Source organism: Nonomuraea sp. NPDC048892 (genome assembly GCF_040649735.1).
Taxonomy (GTDB): Bacteria; Actinomycetota; Actinomycetes; order Streptosporangiales; family Streptosporangiaceae; genus Nonomuraea; species Nonomuraea maheshkhaliensis.
Map to the genome: position 1 here is coordinate 78625 of NZ_JBEZFZ010000011.1, position 14718 is coordinate 93342.

Sequence of the window (14718 nt, forward strand, 5' to 3'; positions counted from 1 at the left end):
ACGGAGATGACCTTCGCGGTAGCGCGGACGAGGGATGAGGCCCACCTCTACCTCGACCTGCACCCATGCACCTGCGGTTCGGTGGACACGACCTGGGAGAGCGGGATCGTCGGCGCCGCCGACGGGCCGGCCAACCGCTACAGCGGCGTCTGCGGGGAGTGCGGCAGGGACAGGGAGTTCGTCTTCGGCCTGCCCGAGCGCCCCGTGATGCCGGCGGGCTACCCGACCTTCGGGGGCCAGGAGCGGTCGCAGCTGCTCGACGCGGGGGAGTGGATGTGGGTGGCCGATCTGACCGCGGGCAACGTGCCGGTGGACGACGAGGCCGAGGCCAGACGCACGCTGGCGGTGGCCGCCGCGGCGGTGGAGGAGGTCGTCAAGTTCATCCCGCCGGGAGCGGAGGCGGTGCCCGACGACGGGTTCTGGTCGCCGCGAGGGCGGGAGGTGCGCGCGGCCGAGCCCGGCAGGTTCCGGCTCGACCGGCTGCTGATCGTCCGCGACTCCTATCGCGATCTGGCGGCCCGGCATGCCTGATCACGACCCCGAGCACCCCGGGCCCGACCCTCGGCGCCAAGTCCCCGGCCGCGACCCGGACCAGGGGCCGGACCCCCGCCTGGGAGACGGCCCGGACCCCCGCCTTATCGACGATCTGGAACACGGTGCTGACGGGCCGGGGCCGGCGCGGAGCCTCGTGGAGGCGTACGTCTATCTCGACCTGGTGGCGCCGGGCGGCTCCGAGCAGGCGGCGGTCGCCGACGGGAGCGAGGGCTGGCTGGTGCGCGCCGGCGGCGTCGAGGTTCTCGTCCCCTACGAGGCGGAGGAGACGGCCAGGCAGGCGGAGGCGACGTTCGGCACGGGGCTGAGCGCGCTGCTCGACCCCGGCCAGTGGGTGCTGGTCGCGTCCACGTACGCGAGCAGGGCTCTGGAAGGCGGTCTTCTGCTCGCCGAGGACCCGTCCGACCCGGAGGGGCTCGACACCGTCGCCGCCGACTGGTCCTTCGCCGCCGACGCCATCGCGGAGGCGCTCAAGTTCGTCCCCGAGGGCGACGCGGGCGCTGACGGGCCGGATCCCGAGTCCTTCTGGACGGAGATGGGCCGCTCGGCCCGCGACGCAGCGCCCGGCCGCTTCACCCGGGCCAAGCTGGAGAGCGACCTCGCCTTCTACCGCCAGAACCTCGCCGACCTCCACCGCCTGCACGCCGACTGACCAGCGGCTTCTCCGACCGGCCCGCATGCGGACCGACCCCGATCCTCTCTGGGAACGTCCGTGCCGGTCGGTAAGCCTGCGCCGGTTCTTGCGCGATCAAATCATGTATATCTGGTAGGAAATGTTGACTTAGTGGCTCGGGGCTCGTAGCTTCATGGTCATGAGCCAGGGCCTTCGCCTGACCCGGCGCCCGCACGTGGACTTCGGTCACGTCACCAGCGCGCAGTGTCGCTGATCACAGAGTGGAACGATCCGCCCGCACCCTCCCGTACGGGCCGAACACCCCTGTCCGCGACGACCCCCAGAGGACCAGCCACATGTCTGCCCCCTCCCAGAGACCTGCCGCGAGAGGACCGGCGGCGCTCGCCGCGACCGTCCTGATCGCCCTCGTGACCGCCTGCGCCGCCCCAGAGAGCGGGAAAGCGGCCCTCGCCGCCGACGCGCCGCTGCCGGCCACCGTCCCCGCCGGCACCAAGCTGATCATCGGCGACCCTCCGACCAAGGTGGCGCTCCAGTTGTCCGGCGAGATCGACAAGTTCTCGTTCGACGTCGAATGGGCCAACCTCAGCGGCGGCCCCCAGACCAGCGAGGCGTTCAGGGCCGACGCCCTCGACGTCGGCGCGGTCGCGGAGATCCCGCCCATCCACGCGAACTGGACCGGCCTGCCCGTCAAGATCGTCGCCTCTAGGTTCCGCAAGGACCCCCTCACCCACCCCACGTACGAGCTCGGCATCGCCCCCGGCGTGAACGTGCGGACCCTGGCCGACCTGCGCGGCAAGAAGATCGCCTACAGCCCCGGTCAGGCCCAGGGCGCGCTCGTGCTCAAGGTGCTCAAGCACGCGGGACTGACCAAGAACGACGTCACCCTCGTCGAGCTGCCGAGCACCGGCGACGTCTACCCCAACGCGCTGGCCTCCAGGCAGGTCGACGTGGCGCCGATCGGCGGCGTCAACATCAAGCGCTACACCGCCAAGTTCGGCAGGGACGGCGCCACGACCGTCGCCCACGGGCTGCGCGACGACCCCGGCCACCTCTACGTCCGCACGGCCACCCTCCAGGACCCGGCCAAGGCCGCCGCCATCCGTGAATACGTCGCCGCCTGGGCCCGCGCCGCCCGCTGGGTCTACGAGCACCCGAAGGAGTGGATCGAGGGCTACTACGTCAAGGACCAGGGCCTCACGGCCGCCGACGGGCAGTATCTCATCGAGCTGGCCGGCGAGCCCGACATCCCGGCCGACTGGTCCCAGGCCATCGCCAGGCACCAGGAGACCATCGACATCCTGGCCGCCGAGACGGGCAACCCGCCGCTGAAGGCCCAGGACCTGTACGACCTGCGCTACCAGGCCGTCGGCGCCGAGGCGATCGGCGGCGGTGCCCGATGACCCTCCTCGACTCACCCCGCGACTCCGGCCCCGACGCTGGGAGTGCCGCCGAGCCTGGGGGCGACTCCCGGCGCGACGACCGTTCCGCGGCCCCCGCCCGCTCGCGAACTCGTCGCCGGTTGCGGCCGGGGCGGCGGATCAGGTTCGGGTTCCTGCTGGGGCCGTTCCTGCTGCTCGCCCTCTGGACGGCCGCCTCGGCCACCGGCTGGCTCGACCCGCGCTTCCTGTCCCCGCCTTGGGACGTGATCGGCACCGCCGCCGAGCTGACCGGGACCGGCCGCCTCCAGGACAACCTGCTGGCCTCGGTCGGCCGAGTGGCGCTCGGCCTGGCCATCGGCGTGCCGCTCGGGCTGGTGCTCGCGCTCGTCTCCGGGCTCAGCCGCTGGGGCGAGGCCGTCATCGACGGGCCCGTGCAGATCAAGCGGGCGATCCCGTCGCTGGCGCTGATGCCGCTGCTCATCCTGTGGCTCGGCATCGGCGAGGGCATGAAGATCACCGTCATCGCCGTCGGCGTGCTCGTGCCGATCTACATCCACACGCACAACGGCCTGCGCGGCATCGACAGCCGTTACGTCGAGCTGGCCGAGACCGTCGATCTCGGGCGCGGCGCGTTCATCGGGAAGGTGGTCCTGCCGGGGGCGCTGCCGGGTTTCCTGCTCGGGCTGCGCTTCGCGGTCACGACGGCCTGGCTGTTCCTGGTGGTGGCCGAGCTCATCAACTCCACCAGCGGCATCGGTTACATGATGGATCTGGCGCGCACGTACGGGCAGACCGACGTCATCCTCGTCGGCCTCGTCCTGTACGGGCTGCTCGGCCTGTTCTCCGACGCCGCGGTGCGGATCGTGGAGAGGAGGGCGTTGTCATGGCGGCGCACGCTGGCGAGCTGACCCGCGTCAAGGGCCTGACCCGCGTCTACGGGGAGCGGGCGGTGCTCGACGGGCTGGACCTGGAGCTGGCGCCCGGCGAGTTCGTCGCCCTGCTCGGCCGCAGCGGCTCCGGCAAGAGCACCCTGCTGCGCGCCCTGGCCGGCCTGGACGGCGACCTGACGGACGGCCATTCGAGCCGTCGTCAGGGCAGCCGGACAGGCGGCCGGACCGGTGGGGCACGCGGCTGGACACGTGTCCGATCGGGCGGCCGGTCGGACAGCGGCTCGGGAAGCGGCTCGGGCGGGCGGTCCGATGACCGGGCACACGACAGAACAGGCGTCCGGCCGGGTAGCCGGGTGAGCGGAGGCACGGTCGAGGTGCCCGATCAGGTGTCGGTGGTGTTCCAGGACGCCAGGCTGCTGCCCTGGCAGCGGGTGCTCCCGAACGTCGTCCTCGGCCTGCCCCCGGGCGCCGAGCGGCGCGGACGGGAGAGCCTGGCCGAGGTAGGGCTGGCCGGCCGTGAGCGCGCCTGGCCGAACGAGCTGTCCGGCGGCGAGCAGCAGCGCGTCGCGCTGGCCCGCTCCCTGGTACGCGAGCCCCGCCTGCTCCTGGCCGACGAGCCCTTCGGTGCGCTCGACGCGCTGACCAGGCTCAAGATGCACGCCCTGCTGCGCCGCCTGTACGAGCAGCACCGCCCGTCCGTGCTCCTGGTCACCCACGACGTGGACGAGGCCATCGCCCTGGCCGACCGCGTGCTCGTCCTGGACGACGGCAGGATCGCGACCGAACAGCGACTCGACGGCGGCGCGAGCCACGCCGAGCTCAGAGCCGTCCTGCTGCGAGCCTTGGGCGTGACAGGCGACGACCGCGACGCACCCGCCCGCGATGCGGCCGTTCGTGAAGACGGCCGCCCATGACGGCGGGTCAGTGTGTGAGAACGGACGTTGTGGCGGTAGATGTCGTGAGATGGCAACCCGTAGTGGCTGGCCGTACGGACGGAAGGAGGCGGATCGCGATGGAGGATGATCGTGACGGGTCACGGTGACGAGACGATGGCGGCGGCGGGATCGGCGGAGCGGTGGGATGCCGCCATACTGGTACGGTCCGCCGAAGCCGCCGGGTGACTGCACGAAATCCCAGAATTCCCAGTATTCCTACTCAACCTATGGGAAAATAAGGGCATGAGTCTCGAGGAGATGCGCGCGTCGAGCGCCCGCGCCGATTCCCCGCTGACCGCCGCCATCATGGCCGGCAGGTGGATCAGGTCGGCCGCGATCGACGACGAGCACGGCCGGCGCTGGCTGGCCAACCCCGACGCGCGCGGCGCCTCGGCGGTCACCTCCGAGCCCTGGTCTCTCTACTCGGGCGCGGCCGGCATCGTGCTGTTCTTCCTCGAACTCGCCACCGCCACCGGACACGAGGCCTACCTGGAGGATGCCAGGGCCGGCGCCCGCCGGCTCGCCGCCACCTGGCGCGAGCAGGACGACCTCACCCTCTACCACGGCCTGACCGGCGTCATGATCGCCCTCATGGAGGCCGGCTGGACGCTCGGCGAGGCCGAGTTCGAGGCGGAGGCGGCGGCCATCGCCGACCTCATCGTCCGCCGGGGCGTGGAGCAGAGCTCGGGCGACGGGGTGCAGTGGTCGCGGGACCCGGCGCAGCGCGGCGAGGGCGGCATCATCCTCGGGCTCCTCCGCGCCGCCACCCACCTCGGCGTGCCCGCGTACGAGGAGGCGGCGGTCGAGGCCGGGCGGCGCATCGCCCGGCTGCCCGTCCCCGGCCACCGCTTCGGCGACTGCGCCGACCTGCCCGTCGACGCCGTCACGCCGGGCTTCCTGGCCGGCACGTCCGGCACCGCGTTCCTGCTCGCCCGCCTGTACGGCGTAACAGGCGAGGACCGCTTCCTGCACGCCGCGCGCAGCGGCGCCGCCTTCGTGCGCGAGGTCAGCCACGTGACCGGCGCCTGCGCGGTCGTCCCGCACCACGTGCCGCAGGCCCGCGACCTGCACTACCTCGGGTTCTGCTCCGGCTCGGCGGGCGTGGCCAGGATGTTCTACGAGCTCTACCGGGTGGCGGGCGACCCCGGCGACCTGGAGTGGGCGGGACGGCTGGCGCACGGCATCGTGAGCAGCGGGGTGCCGCGACGCCGTACCGAGGGCTACTGGAACGTCGCCTGCCAGTGTTGCGGCACGGCCGGCGTGATCGAGCTGTTCGCCGGGCTGTGGGCCGCGACCGGCGAGGAGCGCCACCTCGAATACGCCCGCACGCTCGCCGCCGACCTGATCGGCCGGGCCACCGACCACAACGGGCAGGGCTACCGCTGGTACCAGGCGTACCGGCGGCTCCGGCCCGGTGAGGTGACGGCCGACACCGGCTACATGGTCGGCGCGGCCGGCATCGGCACGGCCCTGCTGCACCTCGACGCGGCCGGCCAGGCGGAGCACCCGCGCCGGGTCGTCCTGCTGCCCGACAACCCGTTCCCCGCCATCCCGCTCCCGTCCTCCCTGTTCGCGGGCGACTGACCGGCGCCCGATAGGCTCGGCGCCGTGACCCGACAAGCCCGTTACGGAAAGTTCATCGCCCAGGACGGCCGGGGCCAGGAGCTCGCCGACCTCCTCCTGACCGCCGCCACCCGCCTGGAAGGCGAGGCCGGTTGTGAGCTGTACCTGGTCAACCGGCAGACCGACGCGCCCGACACCGTCTGGGTGACCGAGGTGTGGCGCAGCCAGGCCGACCTCGACGCCGCGCTCACGCAGGTCAGGGGCAGCTCGGAGGCCGCCGAGGCGTTCCGGCTGGTCAAGTCGGCCGAGATGATCGAGCTCGACCTGCTCGGCGGCGCGGGCCTGGCCCCCTCATCAGCTTGATCCCCTCGGGTCTGATCTCCTCAGGTCTGATCTCCTCAGGGGCCTGACCCGGCCGCGCTCAGACACTCCGGCGGGCGGCCGTCCCGGCGTCAGGCGCTCTGAGGCGCACGCATTCGCCGACGCCGGCGACCGTCAGGCGCACGCACTCGCCGACGCGGGCGGTCGTCAAGCGTACGCCTTCACCTCCAGCAGCCCGACCGACGCCGCGCCGCTCTGCAGCACCACCCTGAGCCTGGTGGTGCTCACGGCCTCGAACGTCACCCGGTTGTAGCGGTCGAGCGCGATCGGATACGTGCCGGGCACGTCGGCGTACGTGCTGCCGTTCCAGTACTGCAGCTTCCACGACGCGGGCAGCCGCACCCCCTGGCCGTCGTCGAAGAAGTACACCTCGGCCGAGCGCAGCGTGCGCGCCGACGGCCAGGTCAGCTCGGCCCACTGCGTGCCGGTCTGCGGCCAGGTGCCCCAGCGGCGGTTGACCGTGTCGTTCGACGAGGGCGGGTCGATGCCGTCGTTCAGCGCCGCCACGCTCTCCCAGGCGGAGGTGTGGGAGGCCGACGGAGTGGCGGACGCGGCCAGGTTCGTCGCGCCGCCGGCTCCGACCGTGAGCGTGAAGGTCCTGCTCACCGGGGTGCTCAGCCGGTCGTAGTCCCTGAGCTGGACGGTGAAGGTGAAGGCGCCCGCCGCCGTGGGGGTGCCGGTGATCGCGCCGGTGAACCGGTCGAGGGAGAGCCCGGCGGGCAGCGAGCCGCCGGTGACCTGCCAGTCGTAGAACGGGACGCCGCCCCTGGCGGCCAGCGTCTGCCGGTAGGCGGAGCCGGGCGTGGCCTGGGGGAGTGAGGTGGTGGTGATCGACGGTTCGAGGAACGGGGTGAGGTCGCGGTTGAGCGTCCAGCCCGCGTTCTCCGCCACCAGCAAGGCCAGCTTGGTCAGCATCCACCTGCGGGTGGGGAACAGGTGGTTCCAGCCGCCGCTCTGCCCGCTCAGCCGGTCCCAGTAGGGCTGGTCGCCGGGGATGTGGTAGCTGCCGTCGAGCGGCACGGCCCGGCCCTGGTACGCCACCACGTCGGGATCGTTGCCGCCGCCGGCCACGTACGAGCGCATCCCGGCCCAGTCGCTGTGGAAGGCGACCGCGTGGCCGTACTCGTGCATGACGAGCCCGTGCACATCGAGAACCGAGCCCTGGATGTCGGTCTTGTACCAGTCCTCGTCGGCCAGGGAGGTGAACAGCTGCTTGTTCGCCTCGTCGTACTCCAGGATCATCGCCGTCGAGCGGTGCAGCGGGCCCGCGACCTGCCTGCCGCCGCGCGTGCTGTAGCGGCCGTTGGCGGCCGGGTAACCGGTCGAGTACGGCGTCTGGATCCCCCGGAAGTGCACGTACATGCCGTTGTAGGCGGAGGCGTTGGTGACGTTGACGGTGTTCTGCCAGTCGTTGCCCGGCAGGTGGTTCGGCTCGGCGCCGGCCGCGACGGTGTCGAAGGGCTCCATGTCGAAGAAGCGGAACCAGTCCTTGACCGCCTCCTCGGCGGCCGTGCGCACGGCGGCGTCGCCGAAGTAGCCGGTGATGGTGTCGTGGCGATAGTCGAAGGCGAGAGGCAGTGACGGCTGCAGCGCCGTCTTCTCGTCCTGCTGCACGTGGATGGGCATCGACTGCTCGTACGTCGCCCCGCCCGCGTCCCTGGTCGCCAGCCGCAGCGTGTGCTGCTCGTCGGCGCCTGGGCCGCGCTTGGAGTGGATGGCCAGGCGGAAGATCCTGGACTCCGCGGCGTTCGCGAACGTCAGCGTCTTGGTCGCGCCGGTGGCGGTGAGCCGGCTGGGCAGGTCCATCATCAGCCGGGAGGTGCCCTCGGCCTTGAGGTCGATCGTGACGGGGAAGCGCACGTCGGCGGGCGGCCTGACGGTGAGCTCGACGTACGGGTTGGCCAGGTAGCCCTGCCAGTCCACCAGCTTGACGCCGTAGGAGTTGACCGTCCGGCCGAACAGGTCGACGACCTGCGCGGTGGGAGCGGCGTGGGCGGGCGGCGGGGTGCCGGCGACGAGGAAGGACGCGAGTAACGCGGCCACGGTGGCCAGTCGTCTCATGGGGAGCCTTTCTCCGGGTCCTCTGGGCGAAAAAACTGAAAGGTTTTCGGAAGCAAAACCCAGGAGGAGGCGTCTGTCAAGGCCGTCCTGCGATGTTGCAGCAAACGGCAATTAGCACTATTGGGAAAAGGTTTTCGGGCATCGGGACGCTCGCCGGCGGGCGGACGACGGGGGCAAGGAAAGGCAATCGTTTGCCGACCGAGATACGCCGCACACGCTGGGACTATTGACTAGTGCTGTATCACATCCTACATTTCGGCGAGAAAACCTCTTCCCAGTCACAGGGAGCGCGATGTCTGACCGCACGGACCGCGTCCGCGGCCCGCTGGCACCTTCCACCGGCGTACAGCGACCGCTGGGCATCGACGACGTCGAGATCGAAGGAGGCCCGTTCGGGCGCTGGCAGCGGATCAACAGGGAGGCCGGCATCCCGCTCGGCCTGGAGCAGATGGAGAAGTCGGGGGCCGTGCCCAACCTGCGGCTGGCCGCGGGCGAGAGCGCCGGCTCCTTCCAGGGCTTCCGCTTCCAGGACTCCGACCTGTACAAGCAGCTCGAAGCGGTCGCCTGGGAGCACGGCCGGCTGCCCGGCGACGGCTACCGCGCCTTCGTCTCGGAGACGGCCGCGCTGCTCGCCCGCGCCCAGCGCCCCGACGGCTACCTCAACTCGCACTACCAGATGGTCAAACCGGACAAGATCTGGACCGAGCTGGAGTACAGCCACGAGATGTACTGCGCCGGCCACCTCATCCAGGCCGCGGTCGCCGCGGCGCGGGCCGGCCTCGGCGAGGAGCTCATGGCGGTCGCCCGCCGCTTCGCCGACCTGCTCGTCCAGCGCTTCCTGGTGGACGGCGACGACGCCATCGACGGGCACGCCGAGGTGGAGACGGCCCTGGTCGAGCTGTACCGGCACACCGGGGAGCGCTCCTACCTGGAGCTGGCGCGCAAGCTGATCGACAACCGCGGCCGGGGCCTGATCGCCGAGACCGGCCTCGGGCCGCTCTACGCCCAGGACCACCTGCCCGTACGCGAGGCGGACACCGCCGTCGGGCACGCCGTACGCCAGCTCTACCTGGAGGCCGGCGTGGTGGACGTGGCCGTCGAGACCGGCGACGAGACGCTGCTGGCCTGCTCGGTGCGGCGCTGGGAGGACCTGGTCGCCACCAAGACCGCCATCACCGGCGGCCACGGCTCGCGCCACGACGGAGAGGCGTTCGGCGAGCGCTACGAGCTGCCGCCCGACCGCGCCTACAACGAGAGCTGCGCCGCCATCGCCAGCATCCACTGGAACTGGCGGCTGCTGCTGGCCACCGGCCACGGCCGCTACGCCGACCTCATCGAGCGCACCCTCTACAACGCCTTCGCCGCCTCCACCTCCGCCGACGGCGTGCGCTTCTTCTACGTCAACCCGCTGCAGCGCCGCGCCGACCTGTTCGAGGACGCCTACCTGGGCCGGCGCAGGGAGTGGTTCGCCTGCGCCTGCTGCCCGCCGAACATCATGCGCCTGGTCGCCTCACTCGGCCACTACGTCGCCACCACCGACGACGACGGCCTGTCGGTGCACCAGTACGTGCCCGGCACCATCCGGGCCGGCGGCATCACCCTCGCCGTCGAGACCGACTACCCCTGGGACGGCCGGGTCCGCTTCACCGTCCGCGACACGCCGGGCGGGGAGTGGACGCTCAAGCTGCGCGTCCCCGCCTGGAGCGCCCCGGGCGAGCTCACCCCCAACGCCGACGGTTACGCCGAGATCCGGCGCGACTGGCGTACCGGCGACACCTTCACCCTCGACCTGGACATGACGCCCAGGCTCGTGCTGCCGCACCGCAAGATCGACGCGCTGCGCGGCTGCGCCGCGATCGAGCGCGGCCCGCTCGTCTACTGCTTCGAGCAGATCGACCAGGACGGCGAGCTCGACGACCTGGCGCTCACCCCGGACTCCCGGCTGCGCGCCGTCGAGCGCGAGCTGCCCGGCGTCGGCAGGACCGTGCTCATCGAGGCGGACGCCGTCCGCCTGCCTCCCGCCCCGCCGGACGGCCTGCCGTACGGCACCGCACCCCCGGAAAGCCTCCCGGCCCCCACCACCGCCGTGGCCGTCCCCTACTACCAGTGGGACAACCGCGACGGCGGCGTCATGCGGGTCTGGACACCCCTCGCGTAAGGACACGCACGCATGAAGAGAAGAGACCTGTTCAGAATGGGCTCCCTGGCCGCCCTGGGAGCGGCCGGCGTGAGCGCCTGCGGCTCGGGCGGAGGGACGGGCGCGGCCGGATCGACGCAGCTGCAGTTCATGTACTGGGGCTCGACGTTCGAGAAGGCCGCCGTCGAGAAGATGCTCAAGTCCTTCGAGCAGAAGAACCAGGACATCAAGGTCAAGCCGGTCTTCACCCCCGACGAGTACGACGTCAAGCTCAACAGCCTGGTCGCCGGCGGCAACACCCCGGACCTCGGGTACGTGCCCATGTCGATGTCGTTCCGCCTGGCCGAGCAGGGCAACCTGGTCAACCTGTTCCCGTACCTGCAGAAATATCCGCAGCTGGCCGGCTACCTGCCGGACGCCTACCTCTGGTACGGCCAGGACAAGCTGCACGGCGTGGCCACCGCCAACGAGATCGAGCTGCTCTGGTACAGCAAGTCGGCCATCGCGGCGGCCGGCGCCGCCACCCCGCCCGCCGTGGCCTCCTCGGCCTGGACGTGGGACCAGCTGGTGGAGAACGCCTACAAGCTCACCGTGGACCAGAACGGCAAGCACCCGGACGAGTCCGGCTTCGACCCCAAGCAGGTCAGGCAGTTCGGCATCTCCATCAGCCTCACCTACGCCGCCGCCTGGTACGGCTTCCTGCGCAGTAACGGCGCCGACTTCGCCGACGAGGCCGGCAAGAAGTGCCTGCTGGACACCCCCGAGGCGATCCAGGTCTTCCAGAACCTCCAGGACCTCGTCTACAAGCACCGCGTCGCCCCCGGCCCCGGCCAGCTCGCGGCCACCGGCGACGACGTGCCGGGCACGAACATCCTGCTCAAGACCAAGCGGGTGGCGATGGTGGTGGACGGCCACTGGAGCCTGCTCGACATGAACGAGAGCAAGGTCGACTACGGCATCGGCGTGCTGCCCAAGTACGCCGAGCCGTTCACCACCTCCCAGGTCGCCGGCGCCTCCTCGGTGTTCAGCACGACCAAGCACGTGGAGGAGGCGGTCGAGCTGTTCGCCTTCCACATCGACCCGCAGTATGTGGACCTGTACGAGCAGGGCCTGTGGATGCCCCAGGAGAAGAAGTACTACGAGGACCAGGCCGCCATCGACTCCTGGACCAAGAACGACGGCCACCCGCCGGAGTTCCGCACGGCGGTCGTCGACTACGCCCGCGACCACGGCGTGCCCGACCTGCGCAACCGGGTCAAGAACCTGTCCGCCATCTCCAGCGACGTGCTCACCCCCGCGCTGCAGGAGATCGAGTCGGGCAAGCGGCCCGCGGCGGAGGTGCTCAAGGCGGTCAGCCCGAAGATCACCGGCATGCTGCAGGGCTGGCAGCACGTCCAGGAGCCGTGACATGCCGGACACCCAGCGGAGCCCCTCGGGCCCGCGCCCGCCGAACGAACGCCCGCCGAACAAGCGCCTGTCAGGTCAGCGCCGCATGGAGCGGCGCTGGGGGCTGCTCATGGCGCTCCCGGCGATCCTCGGGTTCGTGATCTTCACGGCGGGCCCGATGGTGGCCTCGCTCGTGTTCAGCCTCACGGACTGGCAGGTGGGCGGCTCGCCGTCGTTCATCGGGCTCGGCAACTACACCGAGCTGGTGGACGACGAGCTGTTCTGGACGTCGCTGAGCGCGACCACGTACTACACGCTCGGCGCGGTCCCGCTCGTCCTGATCGTCTCCTTCGCCGTCGCCATGCTGCTCAACCAGAAGGTACGCGGGCTGCCGATCTGGCGGACCATCTTCTACCTGCCCACGCTCGTGCCCGCCATCGCCAACGTGGTCCTCTGGATCTGGATCTTCAACCCGGACTTCGGGCTGCTCAACTCGCTGCTGCGCCAGGCCGGGCTGCCGGCCGGGCAGTGGATCTACGACGAGGCGATGGCGATCCCGTCGCTGATCGTGATGAGCACCTGGGGCTTCGGCAACACGATGGTCATCTTCCTGGCCGGCCTGCAAGGGGTGCCGCGGCACCTGTACGAGGCGGTCTCGATCGACGGCGGCGGCCCCTGGCGGCGCTTCTGGCACGTGACGCTGCCGATGATGACGCCCACCATCTTCTACAACCTCGTGGTGGGCGTGGTCGGCACCTTCCAGGTGTTCAACCAGGCGTACGTGATGACCGAGGGTGGCCCCAACAACGCCACGCTGTTCTACGTCTACTACCTGTTCAGGATGGCGTTCAAGGAGAGCGAGATGGGTTACGCCAGTGCGCTCGCCTGGGTCCTGTTCATGATCATCGTGGTGATCACGTTCCTGCTGTTCAGAAACGCCCGCCGCTGGGTCTACTACGAGATGGCGGGAGCCCGATGACCGCGCTGGAAACGCCGCCGCGCACCGCGCGGGTCGCCCCGGTCGCCGGCCCGCGCCGGCCGCGCAGGTTCGGCAAGCCGCTGCTGTACGTGGCGCTCGTGGCCGGGGCCGTGCCCACACTGCTGCCGTTCGTGTGGCTGGTGCGCAGCGCGCTCATGCAGGACGCGCAGATGTTCATCGCGCCGCCCGAGTGGATCCCGTCGCCGTTCCAGTGGGACAACTTCACCGAGGCGCTCACGGCGCAGCCGTTCTGGCTGTACTTCGTCAACACGGTGATCATCGCGGTGATCAGCGTGCTGGGCACGGTGCTGACCTGCTCGGTGGCCGCCTTCAGCTTCTCCCGGCTGCGCTGGCGGGGCCGGAACGTGGCGTTCGCGGTGCTGCTGAGCGGGGTCATGCTGCCGTACGCGGTGACGCTCATCCCGACGTTCGTGATGTGGCAGGAGCTGGGCGCGCTCGACACGTTCGTCCCGCTCACGGTGCCGAGCTGGTTCGCCGGCGCGGGCGGCGGGGTGTTCAACGTGTTCCTGCTGCGGCAGTTCTTCCTGACGATCCCGTTCGAGCTGGACGAGGCCGCCTACATCGACGGGGCCTCGCCGTGGCGGGTCTTCTGGACGATCGTCATGCCGCTGTCGAAGCCCGCGATCGTGGTGGTGACGATCTTCACCTTCATCGGCACGTGGAACGACTTCCTCGGGCCGCTGCTCTATCTCAACGACGAGGAGAAGTACACGCTCTCCCTCGGCCTGGCCTCCTTCCAGAGCACGTACCTCACCCAGTGGGGATACCTGATGGCCGCCTCCGCCGCCGTGATCGCGCCCATCATCGCCCTGTTCTTCTTCCTGCAGCGCTACTTCATCGAGGGGGTCACGCTCACCGGCATCAAGAACTGAGAAGCGGTCCTGAGGACCGGCGACAGACGGCCGGCGCGGCGTCGAGTAGCCGTAGAGTGTCCTACGGGCGCGCGCCCGCCTCGCCGTCCATGGTGTCCCACTCCGCCTGCGCCCTGCGGTGCCAGCGGTTGCGCAGGTCGTGGAAGACGGCCGCGGCCCTCGGCCCCGGCCAGTCGTGCTCCAGCAGCTCGGCGGGCAGGTCGGGGTCGAGGAACGGGAAGCGGCGCCACTCCTGGACGATGCGCACCTGGTTGACGAACGCCTCCCGGCCGGTGGCCGCCGTGACGCCCGCGAAGCGCTCGATGAAGGCCAGGTAGCGTTTCTCCACGTCGCCGAGGTCCCACGCGGCCGTGATCAGCCTGGCCGGGTCGCCGATCCCGGCCGACGGGCCCGTCCAGGCGAAGACGCGGTCGCCTAGGTCGAGTTCGCGCACGACCTCGCGGACGGCGGCCTCCTTGGAGGCGTCGGGGATCACCCACAGGCCGGGGGAGGGGGAGCCGAGCCCGAGCCAGGTGAGCCGGGTGCGCAGGCGGTGACGCAGCCGCCGCTGCGACTCCGGCACGCCGGCGGTGAGCACGAGCCAGCGGCCGTCCCAGTCGTGCGGCCCGCGCATGAAGCCGTAGATGCGCTCGGTGCCCTCGCGCAGCAGCCGGTCGCCGGCCGGGGTCAGGCTCCAGCGCACCCTGCGGCCGTGGCGGGCGGAGCCGAGCAGCCCTTCGGCGGCCGTGCGCGACAGGGCCTGGCGGGCGGACTTCTCCTCGACGCCGAGCGCGCCCAGCGCGGTGACCAGGGTGCCCGTCCAGACCTCGCCGCCGCGCGGCAGGACGAACTCGCCGAGCACGGTCAGCAGCAGCGAACGCGCTCCCGCCGACGCTCTGTCCCGCGTCTCGCCCTGGGTCATGTGGGCTCCGTTCACGTGCTACAAACC

13 protein-coding genes are annotated in these 14718 nt (G+C 71.1%); 11 read left to right on the forward strand and 2 right to left on the reverse strand.

What is annotated here, in order from left to right:
• The first annotated feature begins 6 nt into the window (after positions 1-6).
• From AB0C28_RS31760 to AB0C28_RS31790, 7 genes are all read left to right on the forward strand, one after another.
• Positions 7-531 (forward strand): hypothetical protein, encoded by a 525-nt coding sequence (locus AB0C28_RS31760; RefSeq protein ID WP_357858889.1) that lies wholly within the window; start codon positions 7-9, stop codon positions 529-531.
• Complete coding sequence (locus AB0C28_RS31765; RefSeq protein ID WP_358079662.1) at positions 524-1204, forward strand: hypothetical protein; 681 nt, start codon at positions 524-526, stop codon at positions 1202-1204. The genes AB0C28_RS31760 and AB0C28_RS31765 overlap by 8 nt, the downstream gene beginning before the upstream one ends.
• Before the next feature lie 317 nt (positions 1205-1521).
• Positions 1522-2586 (forward strand): ABC transporter substrate-binding protein, encoded by a 1065-nt coding sequence (locus tag AB0C28_RS31770; protein WP_358079664.1) that lies wholly within the window; start codon positions 1522-1524, stop codon positions 2584-2586.
• Positions 2583-3473, forward strand: coding sequence for an ABC transporter permease (locus tag AB0C28_RS31775; protein ID WP_358079666.1), 891 nt, complete (start codon positions 2583-2585; stop codon positions 3471-3473). The genes AB0C28_RS31770 and AB0C28_RS31775 overlap by 4 nt, the downstream gene beginning before the upstream one ends.
• Positions 3449-4369: an ABC transporter ATP-binding protein gene (locus AB0C28_RS31780; RefSeq protein ID WP_358079668.1), complete on the forward strand. Its 921-nt coding sequence runs from the start codon at positions 3449-3451 to the stop codon at positions 4367-4369. The genes AB0C28_RS31775 and AB0C28_RS31780 overlap by 25 nt, the downstream gene beginning before the upstream one ends.
• Positions 4370-4633: 264 nt before the next feature.
• The gene (locus tag AB0C28_RS31785; RefSeq protein WP_358079670.1) at positions 4634-5974 is read left to right on the forward strand and encodes a lanthionine synthetase LanC family protein; all 1341 of its coding nucleotides are present in this window, start codon (positions 4634-4636) and stop codon (positions 5972-5974) included.
• A gap of 24 nt (positions 5975-5998) precedes the next feature.
• Complete coding sequence (locus AB0C28_RS31790) at positions 5999-6316, forward strand: antibiotic biosynthesis monooxygenase family protein (protein ID WP_357858907.1); 318 nt, start codon at positions 5999-6001, stop codon at positions 6314-6316.
• Between the two features lie 165 nt (positions 6317-6481).
• On the opposite strand, the gene AB0C28_RS31795 is transcribed toward AB0C28_RS31790, so the two are convergent.
• Complete coding sequence (locus tag AB0C28_RS31795) at positions 6482-8395, reverse strand: Ig domain-containing protein (RefSeq protein ID WP_358079672.1); 1914 nt, start codon at positions 8393-8395, stop codon at positions 6482-6484.
• A 292-nt stretch (positions 8396-8687) separates the two neighbouring features.
• Here AB0C28_RS31795 and AB0C28_RS31800 point away from each other — a divergent pair, with 292 nt between their 5' ends.
• From AB0C28_RS31800 to AB0C28_RS31815, 4 genes are read left to right on the forward strand one after another with little or no spacing between them, the layout of a single operon-like run.
• Positions 8688-10553, forward strand: a complete 1866-nt coding sequence (locus AB0C28_RS31800; protein ID WP_358079674.1) for a beta-L-arabinofuranosidase domain-containing protein — start codon at positions 8688-8690, stop codon at positions 10551-10553.
• Positions 10554-10565: 12 nt separating this feature from the next.
• Positions 10566-11939: an extracellular solute-binding protein gene (locus tag AB0C28_RS31805; protein WP_357858914.1), complete on the forward strand. Its 1374-nt coding sequence runs from the start codon at positions 10566-10568 to the stop codon at positions 11937-11939.
• 1 nt (position 11940) lies between these two features.
• Positions 11941-12897, forward strand: coding sequence for a sugar ABC transporter permease (locus AB0C28_RS31810; RefSeq protein WP_357858917.1), 957 nt, complete (start codon positions 11941-11943; stop codon positions 12895-12897).
• A complete protein-coding gene (locus AB0C28_RS31815) occupies positions 12894-13790 on the forward strand; it encodes a carbohydrate ABC transporter permease (protein ID WP_357858920.1) in 897 nt (298 codons plus the stop codon). Before AB0C28_RS31810 ends, AB0C28_RS31815 begins: the two co-directional genes overlap by 4 nt.
• 61 nt (positions 13791-13851) lie before the next feature.
• On the opposite strand, the gene AB0C28_RS31820 is transcribed toward AB0C28_RS31815, so the two are convergent.
• Positions 13852-14691 carry a PaaX family transcriptional regulator C-terminal domain-containing protein gene (locus tag AB0C28_RS31820; protein ID WP_357858923.1) on the reverse strand — a complete coding sequence of 280 codons (840 nt, stop codon included), beginning with the start codon at positions 14689-14691 and terminating at the stop codon, positions 13852-13854.
• Positions 14692-14718: the final 27 nt, after the last annotated feature.

Excerpts from the sequence above, each read along its gene's own strand:
- AB0C28_RS31760 (WP_357858889.1), top strand. The coding sequence starts at position 7 with ATGACCTTCGCGGTAGCGCGGACGAGGGATGAGGCCCACCTCTACCTC.
- AB0C28_RS31765 (WP_358079662.1), top strand. The coding sequence starts at position 524 with ATGCCTGATCACGACCCCGAGCACCCCGGGCCCGACCCTCGGCGCCAA.
- AB0C28_RS31770 (WP_358079664.1), top strand. The coding sequence starts at position 1,522 with ATGTCTGCCCCCTCCCAGAGACCTGCCGCGAGAGGACCGGCGGCGCTC.
- AB0C28_RS31775 (WP_358079666.1), top strand. The coding sequence starts at position 2,583 with ATGACCCTCCTCGACTCACCCCGCGACTCCGGCCCCGACGCTGGGAGT.
- AB0C28_RS31780 (WP_358079668.1), top strand. The coding sequence starts at position 3,449 with ATGGCGGCGCACGCTGGCGAGCTGACCCGCGTCAAGGGCCTGACCCGC.
- AB0C28_RS31785 (WP_358079670.1), top strand. The coding sequence starts at position 4,634 with ATGAGTCTCGAGGAGATGCGCGCGTCGAGCGCCCGCGCCGATTCCCCG.
- AB0C28_RS31795 (WP_358079672.1), bottom strand. The coding sequence starts at position 8,395 with ATGAGACGACTGGCCACCGTGGCCGCGTTACTCGCGTCCTTCCTCGTC.
- AB0C28_RS31800 (WP_358079674.1), top strand. The coding sequence starts at position 8,688 with ATGTCTGACCGCACGGACCGCGTCCGCGGCCCGCTGGCACCTTCCACC.
- AB0C28_RS31805 (WP_357858914.1), top strand. The coding sequence starts at position 10,566 with ATGAAGAGAAGAGACCTGTTCAGAATGGGCTCCCTGGCCGCCCTGGGA.
- AB0C28_RS31810 (WP_357858917.1), top strand. The coding sequence starts at position 11,941 with ATGCCGGACACCCAGCGGAGCCCCTCGGGCCCGCGCCCGCCGAACGAA.
- AB0C28_RS31815 (WP_357858920.1), top strand. The coding sequence starts at position 12,894 with ATGACCGCGCTGGAAACGCCGCCGCGCACCGCGCGGGTCGCCCCGGTC.
- AB0C28_RS31820 (WP_357858923.1), bottom strand. The coding sequence starts at position 14,691 with ATGACCCAGGGCGAGACGCGGGACAGAGCGTCGGCGGGAGCGCGTTCG.